Here is a 19,375-nt window from a genome sequence, read left to right as displayed (position 1 = left end):
GGAAAGGACATGACCATTCTGGTAATCGCAGAACATGAGAACGCATCGATCAAGGCAGCGACGCTGAATACGGTTGCTGCTGCTTTGAAGATCGGTGGCGACGTTCATGTGCTTGTGGCAGGTTCGAGCGCGCAAGCCGCAGCCGATGCTGCCGCGAAGATCGCGGGTGTATCGAAAGTGCTGCTGGCCGATGCGCCGCAACTCGCCGACGGGCTGGCCGAAAACTTCGACGGCACGGTGCTGAATATCGCGAAGGATTATTCGCATATCCTCGCGCCCGCTACGGCCTACGGCAAAAGCATCGCACCGCGTATTGCTGCGCATCTCGACGTCGCCCAGATCAGCGACATTACGGCTGTGGACGCACCGGACACCTTCGAGCGCCCGATCTACGCGGGCAACGCAATCGCAACGGTGCAATCGAGCGATCCGATCAAGGTGATCACGGTCCGTTCGACCGGCTTCGACCCGGTCGCAGCCGAAGGTGGCAGCGCATCAGTCGAGAAGATCGAGGCGGCAGCGGACGCAGGAATTTCGCAGTTCGTCAGCCGTGAACTGACTAAACTCGATCGCCCTGAGTTGACGAGCGCGACCATCATCGTCTCGGGTGGACGCGGTCTCGGCAACGGCGAGAACTACACGAAAGTGCTCGAACCTTTGGCTGACAAGCTCGGCGCTGCGCTCGGCGCATCGCGTGCAGCAGTCGATGCGGGCTTCGTCCCGAACGATTACCAGGTTGGCCAAACCGGCAAGATCGTCGCGCCGCAGTTGTATGTGGCAGTCGGCATCTCGGGCGCGATTCAACATTTGGCCGGCATGAAGGACAGCAAGGTCATCGTCGCGATCAACAAGGATGCTGAAGCGCCGATCTTCAGCGTCGCGGATTATGGTCTGGCTCAGGACCTCTTCGAAGCCGTTCCAGAGTTGACTGCGCTAATCTGAAGCAACCTCGTTAAGGACTTCCCGATGCGCAAAACTCGAATCGCAATTGTCGGTGCCGGGCTGGCCGCCACGCCACACGCACTCGCCTTGAGCGAACTGAATGAGGAAGTGGAGGTGGTGGGCATAATCGGTCGTTCGCGGGAACGGCTTGCGCGCTTCGCCAGAACGTACGGCTTTCCTGTTAGCGAGTCGTTCGAAGCAGTTCTGGACGATCCAGGTGTCGATGCCGTTCTGGTGCTTACGCCGCCGCACACGCATCTCGAACTCGTCGCGCAGGCCGCTGCCGCACGCAAGCACGTACTGCTTGAAAAGCCGCTCGACATATCGATGCCACGTGCTGAGGGAGCGGTCGAGGTCTGTCGCGAGGCCGGCGTGCAACTCGGCGTGGTCTTTCAGAATCGATTTCGTCCCGCTGTAGAGCGGCTCGCGGCGCTGACGAAGAGCGGTGCGCTCGGACCGATCGCGTATGCGGGTGTCGATCTGCGCTGGTGGCGACCGCAGTCCTACTACGATGAGCCCGGCCGCGGCACGTATGCCCGTGACGGCGGGGGCGTGTTGATGACGCAAGCGATTCACTCGCTCGATATCCTGATGTGGCTGGCCGGAGACGTGTCAACGGTGGTGGGTGCAACCGCGACCACCGCCTCGCATTCGATGGAGGCGGAAGACTTCGCGAGCGCTGCACTTAAGTTCGAGAGCGGCGCCGCAGGTCAGGTGCTCGCGACGACAGCCGCGTTCCCCGGCTTTCCCGAGCGCATCGAACTGATCGGCGCGGATGGGACAGCGGTGCTCGAAGGCGGTCATCTGCGCGTGTTCTTCCGCGACGGCCGCGTCGATGAGTTTCGGGATCCGTCGTCGTCCGGGTTCGGTGCGAAGCCGATGGACTTCTCTCACACCGCCCATCGCGATCTGCTGAAAGACTTCATGGCCGCCATTCGCGAGGATCGCGCCCCATTGGTAACCGGCGACGACGCGCTGCGGGTGCAGCGGCTGATCGAACGCATTACCGCCCGCACAAGACAACGCCAGTGACCTGCATCGACGGAGGAACAAGGAATGTCGCCATTCTGGGCGACCCCATCGCACAGGCGAAGTCTCCGCAGCTTTTTAACGCTCTTTTCACGCGTCATGGAGTGAATGCCGTACTCGTGCCGTTTCAAGTGCCGTCTGCGAACCTGGCGCTTGTGCTCGAAGGGTTGCGCGGCGTGGTCGTGGCAGTGCCGCCCAAGCTGCGGGCGACCGTTCATGCCACGCGTTTATCTGTTTGCGCGGCGAAGCCGATGGTCGTGGTGTCCGGTGGGTTACGGAACCAAACAAATGCCTCGAAGTTCCACTTTCAGTAGGAGACGACGATGAATCCAGCAGAAAAGCGTAAATGGCCGCGCTCGGGACTCGAAACGACGCTGATGGGCTTCGGCGCCGCGCCGATCGGCAACATCTTCCGGCCGATCTCGGAGGAAGATTCGGCGGCCTTGATCAAGGCCGCCTGGGACGCCGGCGTGCGCTATTTCGACACCGCGCCTTTGTACGGCCACGGCTTGAGCGAGGCGCGTTGCGGGCAGGGGTTGCGCTGGTATCCACGCGACCAGTACGTGCTGTCGACGAAGGTCGGACGGCTTCTCAAGCCGCGCAAACGCGCTGAGATCGACTTCACGCCGTGGGTCAATGGACTGCCGTTCGAGATGCGCTTCGACTACAGCTACGACGGCACGATGCGGTCGATCGAAGACAGCCTGCAGCGGCTGGCGCTGGAGCACATCGACATCGCGCTGATCCACGACATCGACTCCTACACGCATGGCAACCGCCAGCCGGAAATGTTCGAAGCGGCAATGTCGGGCGCGGCAAAGGCGCTGTTGAAGCTGCGCGACGAAGGCGTCGTGAAGGCGGTGGGCGTGGGGGTGAACGAATGGCAGGTCGCGCACGAAGCCATCAAGCGCAACGACTTCGACTGCCTGCTGCTCGCCGGCCGCTACACGCTGCTCGAACAGGATGCGCTCGACGGCTTCCTGCCGCTGTGCGAAGAGCGCCAGGTGTCCGTGATCCTCGGCGGCGGGTACAACAGCGGCATTCTCGCGACAGGCGCGGTGCCCGGTGCGAAATACAACTATTCGCCCGCGCCGGAAGCGATTCTCGAACGGGTGCGCAAGATCGAACAGATGTGTCTCGAATACTCGGTGCCGCTCAAGGCAGCGGCGCTGCAGTTCGTTCTCGGCCACCCGGCGATCCCCACCAACATTCCCGGGGTGCGTACCGTCGACCAACTCGCAGACAATTTGCAGACCTTCCGGGCAGACATTCCTTCGGCGTTCTGGGACGAGCTTAAGCGTCGCGAACTGATCCGGCAAGACGCGCCCACGCCGCAATAGCCGCTATCGAGCAAACGCATCCATTCCTTCGCGTTCTCTCCGGCAAACGTTGCTGTACCTGAGAAACGGCCACGATAGCAACGCAAGCCGCAGGTGTTTGACGGACCGCATTCCAAGTCCCTTCGGAAACGACGGCATTACGGCGACGAGGTTCGGTTCATGTTGCAGCTGTCTCAACAGGTGGCGCGGCCGGCTTCTTCAGGAAGTCGGCCACCCAGGCATCGGTCTCGCCGTTGGAGATGCCCTCGCTATCCAGGATCAGGGCCGTGTCCGCCGCCGGGTTCGGTTGCGCTTGCGTGGCGATGTTCCATGCCGTGCGGCGCAACGTGAGCCGGTCGGCAGCGAGACGGTAGGTAGCCGCCAGGCGCTGGTACCGCTGCGCCAAGGCGTAGGTGCCGATCGCCGTCGTAATCGTGCTGAGCGTGGCCACCCAGACCGCGAATCCGGCGCCCGCACCCAACGCACCCAACGCACCCAGCACGGCCGCGAGGGCGCTCAACACCTGTACCGCCCGTGTGCTGCGTACACCGTTGCGCTCGTTCAAGTCGGCCCGCTCCGTGAACCAGGCTACCTGAGTGTCAATTCGAATCTTGATGTAATCCTGCACGGAAAGCGGATAACCGGGCCGGTCCTTGCTGGCATCCTCGCCCTTGGCATCCATCGCGGGCAGGTCCTCTCCTTCGGCCATCAGTTCCTTCACCTTGTCGAGCAATTTCTGGCTCGCGTCGGCAGCATCGTAAGGCGGCACGCTCGCGGCGTAGCGATACGACTCGGACTTCGCCCGCTCCGCGAGCGCGCGAGCGCGAATCCAGTCCTTCTCCACCTTCGAGTCGAGCATCGAGCTTGCGGCCCAGGCAGCGAGCGCCATGGCGACGGCACTGGCGGCGCTCAAGCCCTGTGAAACCACGATCAGCTTTGGAAGCCACCCGGGCAACTGCGCGGCCAATGTGGCCAGTACGGCACCGCTGACCGTCAGCAACAGAGTGCGAAGCCGCCAGCGGTCGAGGTCGCTCCGGATGGTCCGGGCTCGCCGCGCCCAACCACGATACTTGTTCCACATCAACTCGAGCGATGCGTCCATCGTTTCCCCCAAGGCTGCAGTTTTCCGTGCACGGCTGCAGACAGTATGCGTGATAAGGGCAAAGCGTACGCCGGTACTGCGCCACTTGCGCTCAAGCCGCGGAAAGAAAGTTCCTGAAGCTGGGCAGACGGTTGTTGAGCGACGCGTTCAGCGTCGCTATGTCGTCCAGGCGCATGGCGGCATTGAACGCCGCAACGAAGCGGTCGACGTGCGCCGACGTGCCGATCGGATACTGGACGAGTCGCCAGCGGTTGGCGCGATTGTCGTTGAAGCGCACGCCGCCGGCGTTGTACGCGGCCGCGACGAGCGGCGGATCGAAGCCCGTCAGGCGCGCCTGACGCCAGATATAGGTCGCACCGGCTTCGATCGAGACGAGCGGGTCGCGCAGGTCGTCCAGGCTCAATTGCGGGCGGCGCAGCGAATCGCGCGCGGTGCTGAGCAGCGTCTGCATCAGGCCCACCGACACGCGCCCTGGCGTCAGTGTCGGATCGATCTTGCTGCAACCCGGCTCGCGCCGCTCGGCCCGCACCTTGCCGCCGCTTTCGGCGCAGATGCACGCGATGATCAGCTCGATCGGCACAGGCACCTTGCTGAGGATCGTCGCAAGCGCGGCCTTCTGCGCGTCGAACACGTTGCGGACCTGAGCCTCGTCTGCAGAGGTGCAGACTGCGGACGCCTCGTCGTGTACGGCCACGCCGTCGCGGCCGATCCGCCACAGGTCGCTCGACGAGAACTGCCGGTGCTGCTGGGTCAGTTTGCCGATCTGCTCGGGAGTCAGGATATCGCCCGCGGCTCGGTCCGGAAGCACCGGCGTGGTCTCCCCGAAGAGGAGCGCCCAGCTCTGACGGCCCAGCACGCCGTCGGCGATGAGCGCCGGATTGTGCGTCTGGAAGTCGACCACGGCCTCGCTCGTGGCACGTCCGAACATGCCGTCGCTCGTGAGCTTGTAGCCGATCCTGATCAGCTGGGTCTGCGCCTGCGCCACGTCGGCGCCGCGCATCATGGGCGAAGTCAGCCACAGATTTCTCGTGAAGGTCGGCATCATGTGCATCCTTTTGCGGCAGAGAACGTGTCGATGGCCTTCGAGAGGCGCTCGATGCGTGCCGACAGTTCGGCACTCGTGTTGCGGGTCGTCGCGAGCTGGCTGCGGGCGCCGCTCAGCGTCGGGCAGACCTGGGCCGGCGCGACGAGTCCGTTCATCGCACGCGTGGCGTCTGCGTCGGCTCGGAAATAGGTGACGTAGGGCTGGCCGTCGGGCTGGGCCTGGAGCTTGCCGAGCGTGCTGTCGAAGCGCGACTGCAGCGCGGCGGCGCTCGCGGGGCCCGCGTAGGCGCGCATGGTCTTCAGCGCATCGGCGAGACCGGCGAGCAGGGCCGTGCGGTCCGTGTCCTTCGGCGGATCGGGCAGGAGCGTGATCGCCTGCTCGTAGTCGGACACCGCGCACTGGCGGGCCGCCGCGTCTTTCGGCGCGTCGCCGGTGTTCGTCAGTTGCGCGCAGGCGCTCGCGCGTAATCCAAACAGTCGCTCGCATACCGCGTCGGCGCGGGAGGTGCAGTCGATCTGTTCCGCCACCATCGACCTGAGCGGCGCGCGGTCACCTGTCTGCCTGGCGCTCTGGTTCGCTTTCTCCATCCTGTCCAGCTGCGTCACGGACGGATTCTGGACGAACGGCGGGCTGCCGCCGGAACACGCGGCGAGCCAGACGAGCGCCGCGACACATGCTACTGTTTTCGCGTTCATTCCGACTCCTCGGGTTTGGTCTGGACCAGTGCGGTCCGGGCGACCACGGCCAGCGCGTCCGTGACGAGACCCACCGCCTGCTCCTTGTCGATCGGCAGCTTGCCGAGCGCTTCGCCGAGATAGATGAGCCGCTCCAGCTGGGCCGCCGCCTTCGGGTCGGGCAGGAGTTGCCGCGCAGAATCGGCGAGGGTCTTCAGGCTCGCCTGCGCGGTGTCGGCCACGCCTGCGACCTTCGGCAGCGCGACGTCGGCGGGAAGGGTGGGCAGCGCTGCGAGGTGCACCAGCGAGCCGAGATATTCGTCGAAGGTGTGGGTCAGTTCCTCGACCGAGGTGAATTCCGCCTCGGGCTTGCGCGCGGGCAGCACGGCAGACGTCTTGTTGCGGATGTCGTCGCTGCAAGTCGCTGCAATGTCGGCGGCGTTGCGGCGCGAGCCGTCGTCGTTCTTGCGCACGGCGAGGGCCATCAGGGAGAGTTTGAGCGCGGGGTCGGCGTCCGGGAAATGCGCCTGCATCATCGGAGAGATGGCGAAGGCCGCGGCTGCGGTGGCTTCGTCGGGCGCGTCGGGCAGCAGCGTCGCATCGAATGGCTTGCTCAGCAGCGCCGCCTTGAAGTTGTTCAGGTCGCGCTGGCGGCCCGCGAGACGGATGGCCGCCACCAGCACGCCGCCCGCGATGCCGATCGGGCCGCCGGGCAGGCCGGCGAGAATCGGCGACGCGACCGAACGCAGCACTTCGATCGATTCAGCCACCGCTCCGGGTAGTCCCGCCGCCTGCAGCGCGGGCAGCTTCGCGCTGACGTCCTGCAGGACGCTTTCGACGCTCGCCGCGTCGGGCTTCCCGCTCAAGAGCGGCTGAACCTTGCCGAGCAGGTCGCCGACGGCCGCAATGGAGGCCGCCGCCGCTGGCAGCGTCTCGACGCCTACGCCGAGGGCGCTCACGCCATGCGCCACCTGCTGGATCGCGGTGAGCTGATCACGCACCGCAGCGAGCCGCGACTGCGCGTTCGTCGCATCGGCGGCGGCGGCCGCGTCGACACCGCCCGCGGCCGTGCCGGCGATCGTGCGTAGCGCCATCGTCGCGCTTTCCTTCGAATTGTCGACCACGGATTGGGTCAGGGTGGTCATGCGGTCGGTGTTCTCGCGCTGCGCGGTCGTCGCGGCGTCGGTCGCCTTCTGGATGACGCCCGCCACCGTGGTCGCCGTGGTGTCCGCCGCGCTCTGGGCCTGGACGATCGCCTTGCGCGCCTGCTCGCTATTGCGTGAGGTGAAGTAGAACGTGATCACCGAGCCGACAAAACCCGCGATTGCCTCGGTGTTGCCGAGGCCGAGATAGCTCTGCATCGCGATCACGAGAAAGCCGAACACGACCACGAACAGCGAGAGCAGCGCGCGGATGCTGCCCTCGGGCGCACCGAGCGGCAATTGCAGCAGGTAGGTTCGCCAACGTTGCGGGCCGGCTTGCGCGGCGTTTTTCCAGAACGACAGGCGCACGAGCCCGACCACGATCATCATGATGATGATGCTCAAGGCGACGAACGAGAAGCTCGCGATGATGAGCGAGCGCATCACTCGGCTTCGTTCGGCGTCGGAGGCGGAGCCCATGAGGCTCAGCATCTGGTCGCGCGACAACTGCACCTGGTCCGGGTGACCGTCCACGCTTTGCGCCTTGACCATGGCGTTCAGCACGGACTGATCGATCACGATCGGCGGGCCAGACGCCGCTTGCGGAGCGTTCGCGCCCTGCGCGAGGCACGTGCCGGCCATCAGCAGCATCAGGGACGCGAATAGAAGGTAAAGCCCTCGCCGAATGCATGACATGGCGCAACTCCATAGATTTGAACGAGGAGCCTTGGGGAATCGAAGCGTGCCGCGTGTCGCGCGGGAGCACGCCGTCGCGGCCGCCCGGCGGCCGTCTCCCGCGGAGGCGCACACCGATATGCGCGGCACGCCGAACAGGCCCGATGCAACGCGTCGCCGCTACTGGATGACGATGAAATCCTTGTCCTTCGCCGAGCGCACTCGCGCCGCGACCTCGTAGCCGTTGGCGCTGCCGTCGTCGTTGGTGTTGCCTTCGATCGTGTCGAAATGATCAGGCGATCCGCCGAAGCCGAGGCCCGTGTGCGACCAGTCGCTGCTCGTGCGCTTGACGAGGAAGATGAACGCGGGGCCGAGGCCCTGCCAGTCGCCGGGACCGAGCGTAGCGCCGCTGACCAGCCGGTTGGCCTTGTCGCCCTGGGCGGCGAGGCTGTCGCACGACAGCGAGCCGGCCACCGGCATCGCCTTCTGCAGCTCGGATGTCGCCTGCTTCAGCACGAAACTCACGAAGCCGCCGCACCATTTCCATTCCGAGCCTTCGCGGCCGCCGGTGTAGAGACGCACCCAGGGCCCACAATTGTCGCCGCCCACTTCGCGCGCTTTCGCACCCAGATGCCGGCTCGCGATTTCCTTCACACGCTGCGGCATGTCGAGCGCCGTGCCGTTCTGCAGGGCGGCGCTCATCGGGGCAGTGAGGGCGCCCCAGGTCGCCTGGTCGACGGCGCCGCTCGGGGCGAGGCCCTGCGCCGTCTGGAATCCGCTCACGGCATGTGCGGTGGCGGTTCCGAAGTCACCGTCGATGGTCGTCCCGAACCCATGCAGCGATAGCCATTCCTGGACTCGCTTGACGCCGGGCCCCTTGCTTCCAACCGATAGTATGGCTAATAAATCGAGTTCGGCCCGGATGGAATCGGAGTACTGGGAGGGGTTCATCGAGGTGTCTCCAGCGGTCTTGCTGTTGCGGCGGCGCGCGAGGAAGTGGCGTCACTCGAAACCGGATGAAATCAGTTTAGTTGTCCGCATACGTTTTAAAAGGGCGACATGCCATGAAAATCCGCCACGCATGAGTCGTATCCCGCCCACGAGGGCACGCGCCGCGAAGCGTTCGGACGGTTCGCCGCCCAGCCGCTGACCCGAGAGCGCATCGGTTTCCGGTGGTCAGGCGCGCCGAGAGCCGCTCCGCGCATTATCCGAGGCTCGCCTCGCACATCTCGGCGCGAGGTTCGAGATGAGGCCGGGCGGTCAGCTGATAGGCGCTCGGACACACGCCGAACTCGCGTCGGAACGAACGGGTGAAGTACGACACATCGTTGAAGCCCACCGCGTAGGCCACCTGCTTGACAAGCGCGTCCGGCAAGGCGAGCCGCTCGCACGCGCGCTCCATCCTGAAGTGCAGCAGGTATTGGCCGAAGCTCATCGCGTGCTCCTTCCTGAACGCCCTGCAAAACTGCCACGGGCTGAGCTGGCAGAGCCCGGCCACGTCCTCGAGCCCGATCTTGCGGTCGAAATGCGCGGCGACGTAGGCGACGGCGGGCGACGTGCGCCGCAAGACGCTCGGCGCCACAGCAGTGTGGGGCAACGAGGTGGACGCCGGTTCGACGACATGTCGGATGCCGCTCTGCGCGGCAGGAATCATCGATGCAAGCGCCAGGATTCTCTGGCTCAGTTCGTCGTGTGCCACCGGCTTGATGAGCAGGTCCCAGACCCGCAGGCGCAGCGCCCACAACGCGACGATCATCGAACCGGGCCCCGCGATGACGAGCACGGGCAGGGTGGGATGTTCATTGCGCACGCGCGTCAGTGACTCGATGCCGCGCGCATCGGACTCACCGGACTCGCCGCACGCTTCGAACTCGAAGCAGACGAATGCCGGTGCGTGGATGCTGATCGCGCTGAAGATGTGCAAAGGTTCACGGACGCGGCGTATTTCGAAGGCGCCGTCAAGGGAATCGCTTAGCGACGTGCTCGGCTGCCGCGTGAGATCCACCCAAAGGAAAGCGCGATTGGGCGACGCGTGGGCTAGCGCTGTTGTGTCCGACATGACTCCTGCTCCTCCTGACTGGCCGCCGGGTGGCGGCGTCATCGTGGCTGCACGGATTGAAGTGGCTTTCGCCGATGCATGGATGTCGCGAGTGAGGTGCTCGCGTTCGCCTCGCGGAACAGCGGACGCACGACCGATTGCGATCGGTTCGTGCCGACGAGCCGACACGGATGAGATCGACGCTGGCCGGAAGCGAGGAAGGGGACGCGGCTGGCAGCACAGCTTCTTGTTGAAGTGCCCGGTGCGAAAGCGGCCGCGCGCTGCATGGGTTGTACTGTGGCGAAAAATCAGACGCGAGGAAACCCTCGCTTCGGAGGATCGCGATCCCGGCATCGGAAGGAGCGCATGGGCAGGCGAACCACCCGAATGCGGGGGTGGGAGGCGCCGCCGCAGTTACGGTATCTGCCCCCACGCGCGGCGGACGGACACCGCGATCGCAACCTCGCTCACGCGCGCATTGGTGCGAAGTCGTTAGATTTCGCCGGACATGATTCAGACCGCCGATGTCCCGGCCTGACTTTCGCCGGTGGAGTTGAGGATGGGAGGCGCCGTGACGATCGACTTGAGCGACGGCGTCGGCTGCGTGAGCTTCGAGAGGTCGGGGCGCGGGCGGCGCAGCGCGGGCACGGCGTCGAACGCCTGCTCGAACGCGTGCGCGACCGCGAGCGTCTTGCGATCGCCACGAAACGGCCCGACGATCTGCAAGCCGAATGGCATGCCCGCATGATCGAGGCCGCATGGCAGCGAGAGCGCAGGATGCGTCGTCAGCGTCACGACATACGTGAGCGCGAGCCAGCGGTAGTAGTTCTCCTGCGCGCGCCCATTGATCTGCGCCGCGTAGAGTTCCTGCCACGGGAACGGCGAGACGGGCGTGGTCGGCGAGAGAATTACGTCGTAGCGTTCGAACGCGGACTGGAAGCGTCGGAAGATGCGCGTCTGTTCGGCCTGGGCCCACGCGCCGTCCGCGAGCGACATCTTGGCGCCCGTCTCGTAGTTGGCGCGGGTGTTCGGGCCGAGCTCATTCGGGTCGCGCGCATACGCATCGCGCAGGCCCGCGACGAAGCTTTCCGCGCGAATCACGTCGAAGCAGCGATGCACGTCGCCGAGATCGAACGCCGCTTCCTCGCACGTGCGGACCATCGGGGCGATCGCGGCGATGCGCGAGCGGAACGTCGCGCGGATGGCGTCGTCGACGTCGCAACTGCCGAAGTCTTCGGTGTAGCCCACGCGCAGCGACGACAGATCGAGCGGCGCGGGCATCGCGAACGAGAGGCGATCGACTTCGTAGGAGAGCGGATCGGAAGTCGAGAGACCGGCGGTCGCGGCCAGTTGCAGCGCGGTTTCGGCAACCGTGCGTCCCATTGGACCGACGACCGAGATCGGCGTCCATCCGAGCAGGCGCCGCGAACTGGGCACGAGTCCCGGCGACGGCCGGAAGCCGACCACGCCGCATTTCGACGCAGGAATGCGCAGCGACCCGCCCGTGTCCGACCCGGTGCAGACCGGCAGCATGTCGCAGGCGAGCGCCGCCGCCGATCCGCCCGACGAGCCGCCCGCGTTCAGTTCCGGATTGAACGGATTGCCGGTCGCGCCCCACACCTCGTTGCGCGTGTTGGCGCCAGCGCCGAGTTCGGGCACGTTCGTCTTCGCCACGAGGATCGCACCGGCCGCGCGCAGGCGTTCGACCAGCACGACATCACGGGTAGGCACGTTGCCGCGCAGCATCGGCGTTCCGTAGGTGGTCAGAAGCCCCGCCGTGTCCTCGAGATCCTTCACGCCGAGCGGCAGTCCGTGCAGCAGGCCGAGCGGTTCGCCGGCTGATACCGCGCGCTCCGCGGCCTTCGCGGCTTCGCGAGCCTCATCGAAGCAGGTGGCCGTCACGGCGTTTACGGCCGGGTTGATCGCTTCGATGCGCGCGATGCAGGCGTCGAGCAGTTCCACCGGCGAGATCTCCTTCGCCCCGATCATGCGGCGCAATTCGACAGCGCAACGGCTGACCAGATCGGCGTTTTCATTCATGACTTGGTGTCCTCCTTGCGGGATACGCGCCGCGCAGCGCGCGTGCCGGCTATACCGACAGCAGCAGTATGACCCGGAAAGTGGCATGCACGCGGTCGTGGCTCACGCGGTCCGCGAGAAGGCCGGCGAACGGCGCGGCGACGAAGCAGTCGGAGATCGGCCGACGTGACTGATCTTCCGACAGTCAGCGTCGGCCCCGCGTACGCGCTCGCAAAGCAAGGTCGCGATTCCGGATGACGCGGCGGCTGATCCGAAATCCATCGCGACGGAATCGGGCATTCAATCGCCGGGGAGCGTCACCGATGCGCCCGTTTTCGCGGCGACATGGACGGCCGTCGTCGCTTCGAGGGTGCGCAGTCCGTCGAGCGCCGAGCATAACGGTGCCTCCACACCATCGGCCACCGCGCGAAAATGGCGAAGCTGCTCGGTATAGGGACAGCCAGCATGAAGGGCGGTCCGTTCTTCCGTCAGCGGGTCGTGCCATCCCTTGCCGCTGCGGTATTCCCACAGTTCGAGGCGTGGCAGTGTCAGCGATGCATCCGTGCCGCAGAGGTAATGCGAGTTGACGTCCTGACGCGGAAAGCGTTCGACTTCTCCTGCGGCAAGGTCGTAGTTCCATGGCGCCGCGACGGTGTCGCTTACGCTGACCGTCGCGAGCGCCCCGTTGCGAAACTTCAGCACGACCGCTGCGGTGTCTTCCACTTCGAAGCCACGCGTCTGGTTCGAGGTCACCGCCTGAAGGCTTTCCAGATCGCCGAACAGGTGCCGGAGCAGATCGATATCGTGAATCAGGTTGATGAGAACCGGGCCGCCGCCTTCAGTCCGGCGCCATGTGGTGTCGAAGTAGTCATCGGGCTTGAGCCACGTGCACAGGGCCGTCGCGCTGACAGGTTTCCCAAGGCGTCCGGAAGCGACGATCTCTCTTGCCCGCCGCACGATCGGATTGTGCCGCCGCTGATGGCCCACGAGAACGGGGACGCGGAATTCCCGGGAAGCATCGCTGATGCGCCGCGCATCCTCGACGGTGTGCGCGATCGGCTTTTCGACGATCACGGCCACGCCACGCTCGATGCAGTCGAGTGCGATGGGCGCGTGCGTGGCATTGGGTGTCGCGATCACCACGCCTTTGGGCTTGACCGTATCGAGCATCGCGCGATGGTCGGCGAACCACGGCACGTCGCAGGACGCTGCCATTTGCCTGGCTGCATCGCCGGGGTCGGCGATGGCCGCGAGCGATACATCCTCGTGCCTGGCGGCGAGGTCGATATGGACGTTGCCGATCAATCCAGCGCCGATCACGGCTATGGGCATTTTGTTCATGATCTTGAGTTTCGGGTTTGTTGGAAAGGAGGGCGTAAGAGATACCCACGGACGCCGCTGTGCGAGCCTGGTTCAGGCGTTCCCCTCGTCCTCGTGAAGGGCTTGCTCGATCACTCGCTTCGATGCTTTGAAGGCAAGCGCGAGCCGCTCGGCAGCACCGAGCGCGGCGAACGGCATCTCGGCGCTGATGACCGTTCCGGACGGCAGCGAATGCAGTAATGCCGTGAGCGGCAGCGCGCCATGTCCGGGCGGGAGGCGGCCTTCGCGAGCCTCCCGGATGATCGCCTCGTCGCCTGCGGGCGAAGCCGATGGCGCGTCGCAAATCTGAACCGCTTTCAAGTACGCGGGCGGAAGTTCACCGACCTCGACAGGCGTGCCTCCGGAGCGCGCGAGATGCAACGCATCGACGAGGATCGCGGCGTTCGGTCTTGCGACGGCATCGAGCACGCGGCGCGCATCGCCGAGCGTGCCGACATGACGCCAGCGCATGAACTCGAGATCGATCCGCAAACCGTAGCCCGCCGCGAGATCGCAGAGCGCCGCAAAGTTCGCGCTGAGGCGCGAGAAGTCGCCGTCGTCGCCGGATACGGTCACGGCTTGCGCCCGCAGTCCCGCTGCCGCCTCGAACATGGGTTCATAGGAAGCGACGTCGATCTTCGGGACGAGCGGGATGAACTCGACCTCGCGAACCAGCATGTCGTGATCGTCGAGAAGGCGAACGAGATCGCGATGTGCGGCGCTGCCCGCCTTCAGCGGATAGTGGATCGCGCCCGGCACGACAGGACTGGTGCGCAACCCGACTGCGCGGAAACCTGCATGCGCGCTCAGCGCGACGAGCTCGGACGGGTTCAGTTCCAGCGCGGTGAGGTGCGCGACGCCGATTCGAAGTGCGTTCACTGGATGGCTTCCTTGCTGTCGGCCAAAGCAGCGTCGAGTTCGATGCGCTTGATATTGCCGACGACGAAGATGTAGCAGAGCGCGCCCACCAGCGTGATGGCGGAGACGAACGCGAGGGCGTACACAAACGAGCCGGTAGCATTGACGATCAGGCCGATGACGAGCGGCGTGACGATTCCGGAAGCATTCGCGAACAGGTTGAAGATGCCGCCGCTCAGGCCCAGCAATCCTTTCGGGGCGATGTCGGAGACGATCATCCATGCAAGCGCCGACAGGCCCTGCGAAAAGTACGCCACACACAGAATCGCGATCACCGCCTCCGTCGAGTCGACGAAGTTTGCGAGCACAATGGTCGACCCGGTGAGGAGGCCAGCCGTGACGGGCAGCTTGCGCGCCCAGTTGAGCGACATGCCACGGCGAAGCATCGCGTCGGAGATCCAGCCGCCTGCCAGCGTGCCGACCGATGCCGCGATGAACGGCAGCACGGCAAGTATCCCGACCTTGAGCCACGGCATGTGGCGCTCCGTCACGAGATAGGTCGGGAACCACGTGAGAAAGAAGACGTTGGTGGCGTTGCTCGCGAATTGCGCGATGCAGATGCCCAGCATCCGCCGCTCTTTCAGGATTGCGGCGATATGCGACCACTGAAAGCGCATGTGAATGCGGCCGCTGCTCACAACCCCGCCGCCGGCTTCGATATGTTCCAGTTCAGCCCGATTGGCACTGTTCGATTCGTGGGGCTCCCGGAAGCGCGCGAGCCAGACCCAGCCGAACACGATCCCCAGCGCGCCCACGATTCCGAACAGGGCGCGCCAGCCGTAGCGATGCTCCAGCCAGAATAAAAGCGGGCTCAGGAAGGCCAGCCCCGCATATTCAGCGAACGTGTAGACGCCGGTCGCCCGGGCGCGCTCGCTTTGCGGGAACCAGGTCGCGACGACCCGGCTGTTGGTCGGAAAGCAGGGCGCCTCGGCCATGCCGACCAGAAGGCGCAGGATCAGAAGCGTCACGAAACCGAGCGCGAGACCTTGCAGGCCCGTGAAGAGCGACCACAGCGTGAGAGCGAAGAAATAAGTCCATTTCGTCCCGATGCGGTCGAGCAGGATGCCGCCGGGAATCTGCGAGGCCGTGTAGGTCCACGAAAATGCGGAGAAGATGACACCCATCGTCGCCGGCGTCAGTCCGAGATCGTGGCTCATGCTCGGCGCGGCAATGCCCGCGACACTGCGGTCGAGATAGTTGATCATCGTCCCGACCGCGAGCAGCCCGAGAATGCCGAAGCGGGCCCGGGTCCGGCGCGCGGTCACGGATGCCGTGTCGCCGGCCTGAAGCCCTGATGCGTATTTCATCGTCGTCTCCATAGTCATGAATTTCAGCCGTCGTGAGCGCGGCATTTGAGTCGATTCTATCTGCAACACTTTTGATATAAACGGGCCTTTCGTTGTTTCGTCGTAAACAGTTCGTTTATAATCCGTGTATGGATATCGATGATCTGAAGGTCTTTTGCCTGGCGGCCCGGCGGGCGAGTTTCGCGGCTGTGGCGAAGGAACTCGGCACGACGCCCGCTCACGTCAGCAAGCGCATCGCGATTCTCGAAACGACGCTGGCCGTGCGCCTCTTTCATCGCACCACGCGGCGCGTCGCGATCACCGCCGACGGCGAGATCGCCTATCAATGGGCCCGCAGGATCCTGGAAGACGTGACGTCGATGACGGAGACGCTGCAAAGCACGAAGAGCGAACTCTCCGGCCTGCTTCGCATCAGCACGAGCCTGCGTCTGGGCCGGCTGCATGTCGCGCCCATTCTTTCGCGCCTCGGCGAGCAGTATCCGAAACTGGATGTGTGGCTCGAATTGCTCGACCGGCACACCGACCTCATCAACGAAAACATCGATATCGACATTCGCTTCGGTGACCCGACCCAGCCGCAACTGATCGCGCATCGCATCGCCAGCAACCGGCGCGTGCTATGCGCCGCGCCCGGCTACCTGAGCCGGCACGGCGCGCCGAAGATCCTCGGCGATCTCGCGGAACACGAGTGCCTGCTTTACAGGGAGCGGGAGCAGGCATTCGGCACCTGGCGTCTCGAAGGGCCGAAGGGCTTCGAATCGGTGAAAGTCACGAGCCGCTTCGGGTCGAACATGAGCGACGTGGTCCGGAACTGGTGCCTGGACGGCAAGGGCATCTGCCTGCTGTCCGTGTGGGACATCGCGGATGCGCTTCGCGGCGGGCAGGCGGTGCGCGTGCTGCCGCAATATTCGGAGCCCGCCGACATCTGGGCGGTCCTGAGCAGCCGGTCGGCGAATTCGGCGAAGGTGAGGGTCTGCCTGGAATTCCTGAAAGATCAATTGAGCAGCGGGCCTCATGCTCTCGACATGAATCCGCAAATCCAGCCCTGATGGCTTCGCGTCGATGCGCACGCGAACCCTGACAAGTGAGCGGCAGACTCTTTCCGTCAGCCCGCGCCTGCTTCCCTGAGCCGCTTGCGATGCGCGGCGACCTTCGCGCGATTGCCGCAGATCGCCATGCTGCACCAGCGGCGCGCGTGACCACGCGTGTGATCGGCGAAGAGCAGGGTGCACGCCGGGCCTTCGCACGCCTTCACTTGCGTGAAGTCCTCGTCGCACACGAGCCTTGCCAGCGCTTCCACGATTGGCATCAGCAACGATTCCGCCGCAGGCCAGCGCCGGCGCATGCGGAAAACGAAACCCGTGGCGCCAGCCGCATCGTCGACGACGATTTCGCCATGTTGTTCATCCCGCTCCAGCACACGATTGAGCGGCGCCAGTTCGCGCAGGTCCTTCGCCGCTAGCGGACTGCCCTTTCGCTTGTACAAGAAGATCCTGAACCATTCGCGCAAGTCGCGCGCCTTCGCCGCGACTTCATCGAGTTCGGCGGGCGAGGCTTCCGACCGCACGCGCCGGATCGCTTCCGCAGGCACGAGTTCCGCCTGTTCGAGCCAGCTCAGCAAACCCTCTCCGTCTGCGATCCAGTCGACCGGCTGGTCCACCGGCGTAGCCACGGAGTTCAGGAAATCCAGTCCGAGCGCATCGGCGATGAAGATCGCCGGAATCTCACGGTAGTTCATTTTTTCCAGGTCAGGCGCGATGTTCTGATGGCTTCATCGTAACCACTAAAAACTGTGTTGACAAGTTACTCTATTTATTTGTAACCTCTAAAACATCGAAATACAGGTTACGAAGCCCGCACCGTTCGAACAGTCGCGTTCGAACAGAATTCATCCACTACGAGGGAACAGGTCATGTCCACCATTGCGCACCGCCGTATCGACGTCGACGGCATTACGGTCTTCTATCGGGAAGCAGGGCGCGCCGACGCGCCGAAGCTTTTGCTGCTGCATGGCTTTCCGAGTTCCAGCCATATGTTTCGCGATCTGATTCCGTTGCTCGCGGACCGCTTCCATATCGTCGCGCCGGATCTTCCGGGGTTCGGGCAATCGGACATGCCGGACCGCGCATCTTTTGACTACACGTTCGACAACATCGCCGCCGTGATCGACCGCTTCAGCGAGACGATCGGCTTCGACCGGTACGCGCTCTATGTTTTCGACTATGGCGCGCCAACCGGTTTCCGGATCGCGCTGAAGCATCCGGAACGCATCGCGGCCATCGTTTCGCAGAACGGCAATGCCTATGAGGAAGGCTTGAGCGAGGGCTGGAATCCGATCCGCGCGTACTGGCAGGCGCCCACGCAGGCAAATCGCGACGCGCTGCGCGCCATGCTGACGAAGGAGTTCACGACGTGGCAATACACGCACGGCGTGAGCGATACGTCGGCGCTGTCGCCGGACGGCTATTCGCTCGACGACTACTACCTGAGCCGTCCCGGTGCACACGACATTCAACTCGACCTGTTCCGCGATTACCGCAACAACGTCGCGTTGTATCCCGCGTTCCAGCAGTACTTCCGCACGCACCGGCCGCCCTTTCTCGCGCTTTGGGGCAAGAACGATCCGTTCTTCCTGCCAGCGGGCGCAGAAGCATTCAGGCGCGACATCCCCGATGCGGATGTGCGCTTCCTCGATACGGGTCATTTCGCCCTCGAAACGCACGCGGCCGAGATCGCGGCGGCCATTTCCAGCTTCCTGATCCATTGACTCACTCACTGACGCGCGGACAAACGGCTTCGCGTTTCCATCCAAGGAGAAGACACATGCGTGCAATCGTGCTTGAAAAATTCGGCGGTCTGGATAGCCTCGTGTATGCGGACATTCCGGAGCCGGAGCCACTTGAAGGCCATGTGGTGATCGAGATCAAGGCCTTCGGCATCAACCACGCCGAAATGCACATGCGGCGCGGCGAATGGGCGGAAGCCGCCAGGGTGAGCGGCATCGAATGCGTCGGGATCGTGAAGTCGTGTCCGGGCGGCGAATTTCCGGTCGGCGCAAAGGTTGCGGCACTCATGGGCGGCCTCGGGCGGACCATCAACGGAAGCTACGCCGAGTACACGCGTGCGCCGGTGTCGAATGTCGCGCTGATCGAATCGGACTTGTCGTGGGCCGAACTCGCGGCGATTCCGGAAACCTACGCGACAGCGTGGACGTGTCTCTTTCGCAACCTCGAACTCGCCGAGGGACAAACCGTGGTGATACGCGGTGCGACATCGTCGTTTGGACAAGCTGCCGTCAAGCTCGCCGTTAATGCGGGCGCAAAGGTAATCGCGACCACGCGCAGTCCCGCGCGCTTCGCGATGCTCGAAGCAATCGGCGCATCGCGCGTCGAAGCGGAAGGCGCGGATCTCTCGAAGCGCATTGCCGACGCGAAGCAGATCGACGCCGTGCTGGATCTCGTCGGCAACAGCACGATCCTCGATTCGCTCGCGATGTTGCGGCGAGGCGGCCGCGCGTGCCTTGCGGGATGGCTTGGCGGTCTTGCACCCATCGCCGATTTCAATCCGCTTCTGCAGATGTCGAGCGGTGTGTCCCTGACCTTCTTCGGCAGCTTCGTGTTCGGAACGCCGGGCTTTCCGCTTTCGGACGTGCCGCTGCAGGCGATTGCCGCGGACGTGGCGGCCGGCAGGCTCGACGCGAAGCCGTGGCGCATTTTCCAGTTCGACGAAATCCGCGAAGCCCACCGCGTGATGGAGGCCAACGAGGCCGGCGGAAAGATGGTGGTCGTCCACTGAAGGACGCGCCA

At 64.6% G+C, this 19,375-nt stretch carries 18 protein-coding genes; 7 read left to right on the top strand and 11 right to left on the bottom strand.

Going from position 1 to position 19,375, the window contains the following annotated elements; translation table 11 throughout:
• Positions 1-9: 9 nt before the first annotated feature.
• Genes AWB81_RS13215 through AWB81_RS13200 form a run of 4 tightly spaced genes read left to right on the top strand, consistent with a single transcriptional unit; the run spans position 10 to position 3,311 of the window.
• Positions 10-942, top strand: a complete 933-nt coding sequence (locus AWB81_RS13215) for an electron transfer flavoprotein subunit alpha/FixB family protein (RefSeq protein WP_062635937.1) — start codon at positions 10-12, stop codon at positions 940-942.
• Between the two features lie 24 nt (positions 943-966).
• Positions 967-1,974 (top strand): Gfo/Idh/MocA family protein, encoded by a 1,008-nt coding sequence (locus AWB81_RS13210; RefSeq protein WP_062635935.1) that lies wholly within the window; start codon positions 967-969, stop codon positions 1,972-1,974.
• Positions 1,971-2,285 carry a hypothetical protein gene (locus AWB81_RS13205; protein WP_062635933.1) on the top strand — a complete coding sequence of 105 codons (315 nt, stop codon included), beginning with the start codon at positions 1,971-1,973 and terminating at the stop codon, positions 2,283-2,285. Before AWB81_RS13210 ends, AWB81_RS13205 begins: the two co-directional genes overlap by 4 nt.
• A gap of 9 nt (positions 2,286-2,294) precedes the next feature.
• Complete coding sequence (locus AWB81_RS13200; protein WP_062635931.1) at positions 2,295-3,311, top strand: aldo/keto reductase; 1,017 nt, start codon at positions 2,295-2,297, stop codon at positions 3,309-3,311.
• Between the two features lie 157 nt (positions 3,312-3,468).
• Here the strand turns inward: AWB81_RS13200 and AWB81_RS13195 are convergent, their stop codons facing one another.
• The 10 genes from AWB81_RS13195 to AWB81_RS13155 form a co-directional block, all read right to left on the bottom strand.
• Positions 3,469-4,392 carry a DUF4231 domain-containing protein gene (locus tag AWB81_RS13195; protein ID WP_062635930.1) on the bottom strand — a complete coding sequence of 308 codons (924 nt, stop codon included), beginning with the start codon at positions 4,390-4,392 and terminating at the stop codon, positions 3,469-3,471.
• 91 nt (positions 4,393-4,483) lie between these two features.
• Complete coding sequence (locus tag AWB81_RS13190) at positions 4,484-5,437, bottom strand: transglycosylase SLT domain-containing protein (RefSeq protein WP_167306358.1); 954 nt, start codon at positions 5,435-5,437, stop codon at positions 4,484-4,486.
• The gene (locus AWB81_RS44685) at positions 5,434-6,132 is read right to left on the bottom strand and encodes a hypothetical protein (protein WP_062635925.1); all 699 of its coding nucleotides are present in this window, start codon (positions 6,130-6,132) and stop codon (positions 5,434-5,436) included. The genes AWB81_RS13190 and AWB81_RS44685 overlap by 4 nt, the downstream gene beginning before the upstream one ends.
• On the bottom strand, positions 6,129-7,949 hold the full coding sequence (locus tag AWB81_RS13185; RefSeq protein WP_143753689.1) for a hypothetical protein: 1,821 nt from the start codon (positions 7,947-7,949) through the stop codon (positions 6,129-6,131). The genes AWB81_RS44685 and AWB81_RS13185 overlap by 4 nt, the downstream gene beginning before the upstream one ends.
• A gap of 159 nt (positions 7,950-8,108) precedes the next feature.
• Positions 8,109-8,879: a peptidoglycan-binding domain-containing protein gene (locus tag AWB81_RS13180; protein WP_087134945.1), complete on the bottom strand. Its 771-nt coding sequence runs from the start codon at positions 8,877-8,879 to the stop codon at positions 8,109-8,111.
• Between the two features lie 253 nt (positions 8,880-9,132).
• On the bottom strand, positions 9,133-9,987 hold the full coding sequence (locus AWB81_RS13175) for a helix-turn-helix transcriptional regulator (protein ID WP_062635920.1): 855 nt from the start codon (positions 9,985-9,987) through the stop codon (positions 9,133-9,135).
• A gap of 492 nt (positions 9,988-10,479) precedes the next feature.
• Positions 10,480-12,006: an amidase gene (locus tag AWB81_RS13170; RefSeq protein WP_062635918.1), complete on the bottom strand. Its 1,527-nt coding sequence runs from the start codon at positions 12,004-12,006 to the stop codon at positions 10,480-10,482.
• Between the two features lie 279 nt (positions 12,007-12,285).
• Positions 12,286-13,326, bottom strand: a complete 1,041-nt coding sequence (locus AWB81_RS13165; RefSeq protein WP_062635915.1) for a Gfo/Idh/MocA family protein — start codon at positions 13,324-13,326, stop codon at positions 12,286-12,288.
• Positions 13,327-13,398: 72 nt separating this feature from the next.
• Entirely contained in the window at positions 13,399-14,223 is an 825-nt protein-coding gene (locus AWB81_RS13160) for a sugar phosphate isomerase/epimerase family protein (RefSeq protein ID WP_062635913.1), read from the bottom strand.
• Positions 14,220-15,569, bottom strand: coding sequence for an MFS transporter (locus AWB81_RS13155; protein WP_062635911.1), 1,350 nt, complete (start codon positions 15,567-15,569; stop codon positions 14,220-14,222). The genes AWB81_RS13160 and AWB81_RS13155 overlap by 4 nt, the downstream gene beginning before the upstream one ends.
• A 128-nt stretch (positions 15,570-15,697) precedes the next feature.
• On the opposite strand from AWB81_RS13155, the gene AWB81_RS13150 reads away from it, so the two are divergent.
• Entirely contained in the window at positions 15,698-16,618 is a 921-nt protein-coding gene (locus AWB81_RS13150; protein ID WP_062635909.1) for a LysR family transcriptional regulator, read from the top strand.
• Between the two features lie 56 nt (positions 16,619-16,674).
• On the opposite strand, the gene AWB81_RS13145 is transcribed toward AWB81_RS13150, so the two are convergent.
• Positions 16,675-17,307: a CGNR zinc finger domain-containing protein gene (locus AWB81_RS13145; RefSeq protein WP_062635907.1), complete on the bottom strand. Its 633-nt coding sequence runs from the start codon at positions 17,305-17,307 to the stop codon at positions 16,675-16,677.
• A 174-nt stretch (positions 17,308-17,481) separates the two neighbouring features.
• Between AWB81_RS13145 and AWB81_RS13140 the strand changes: the two genes are divergently transcribed.
• Positions 17,482-18,336 carry an alpha/beta fold hydrolase gene (locus tag AWB81_RS13140; protein WP_062635905.1) on the top strand — a complete coding sequence of 285 codons (855 nt, stop codon included), beginning with the start codon at positions 17,482-17,484 and terminating at the stop codon, positions 18,334-18,336.
• A gap of 56 nt (positions 18,337-18,392) precedes the next feature.
• Positions 18,393-19,364: a zinc-binding alcohol dehydrogenase family protein gene (locus AWB81_RS13135; RefSeq protein ID WP_062635903.1), complete on the top strand. Its 972-nt coding sequence runs from the start codon at positions 18,393-18,395 to the stop codon at positions 19,362-19,364.
• The last annotated feature ends 11 nt before the right edge of the window (positions 19,365-19,375 follow it).

This window comes from Caballeronia arationis (genome assembly GCF_001544975.2).
Taxonomy (GTDB): Bacteria; Pseudomonadota; Gammaproteobacteria; order Burkholderiales; family Burkholderiaceae; genus Caballeronia; species Caballeronia arationis.
The sequence above is the reverse complement of the archived record's forward strand: the minus strand, read 5'-3'. Positions and strand labels throughout refer to the sequence as shown.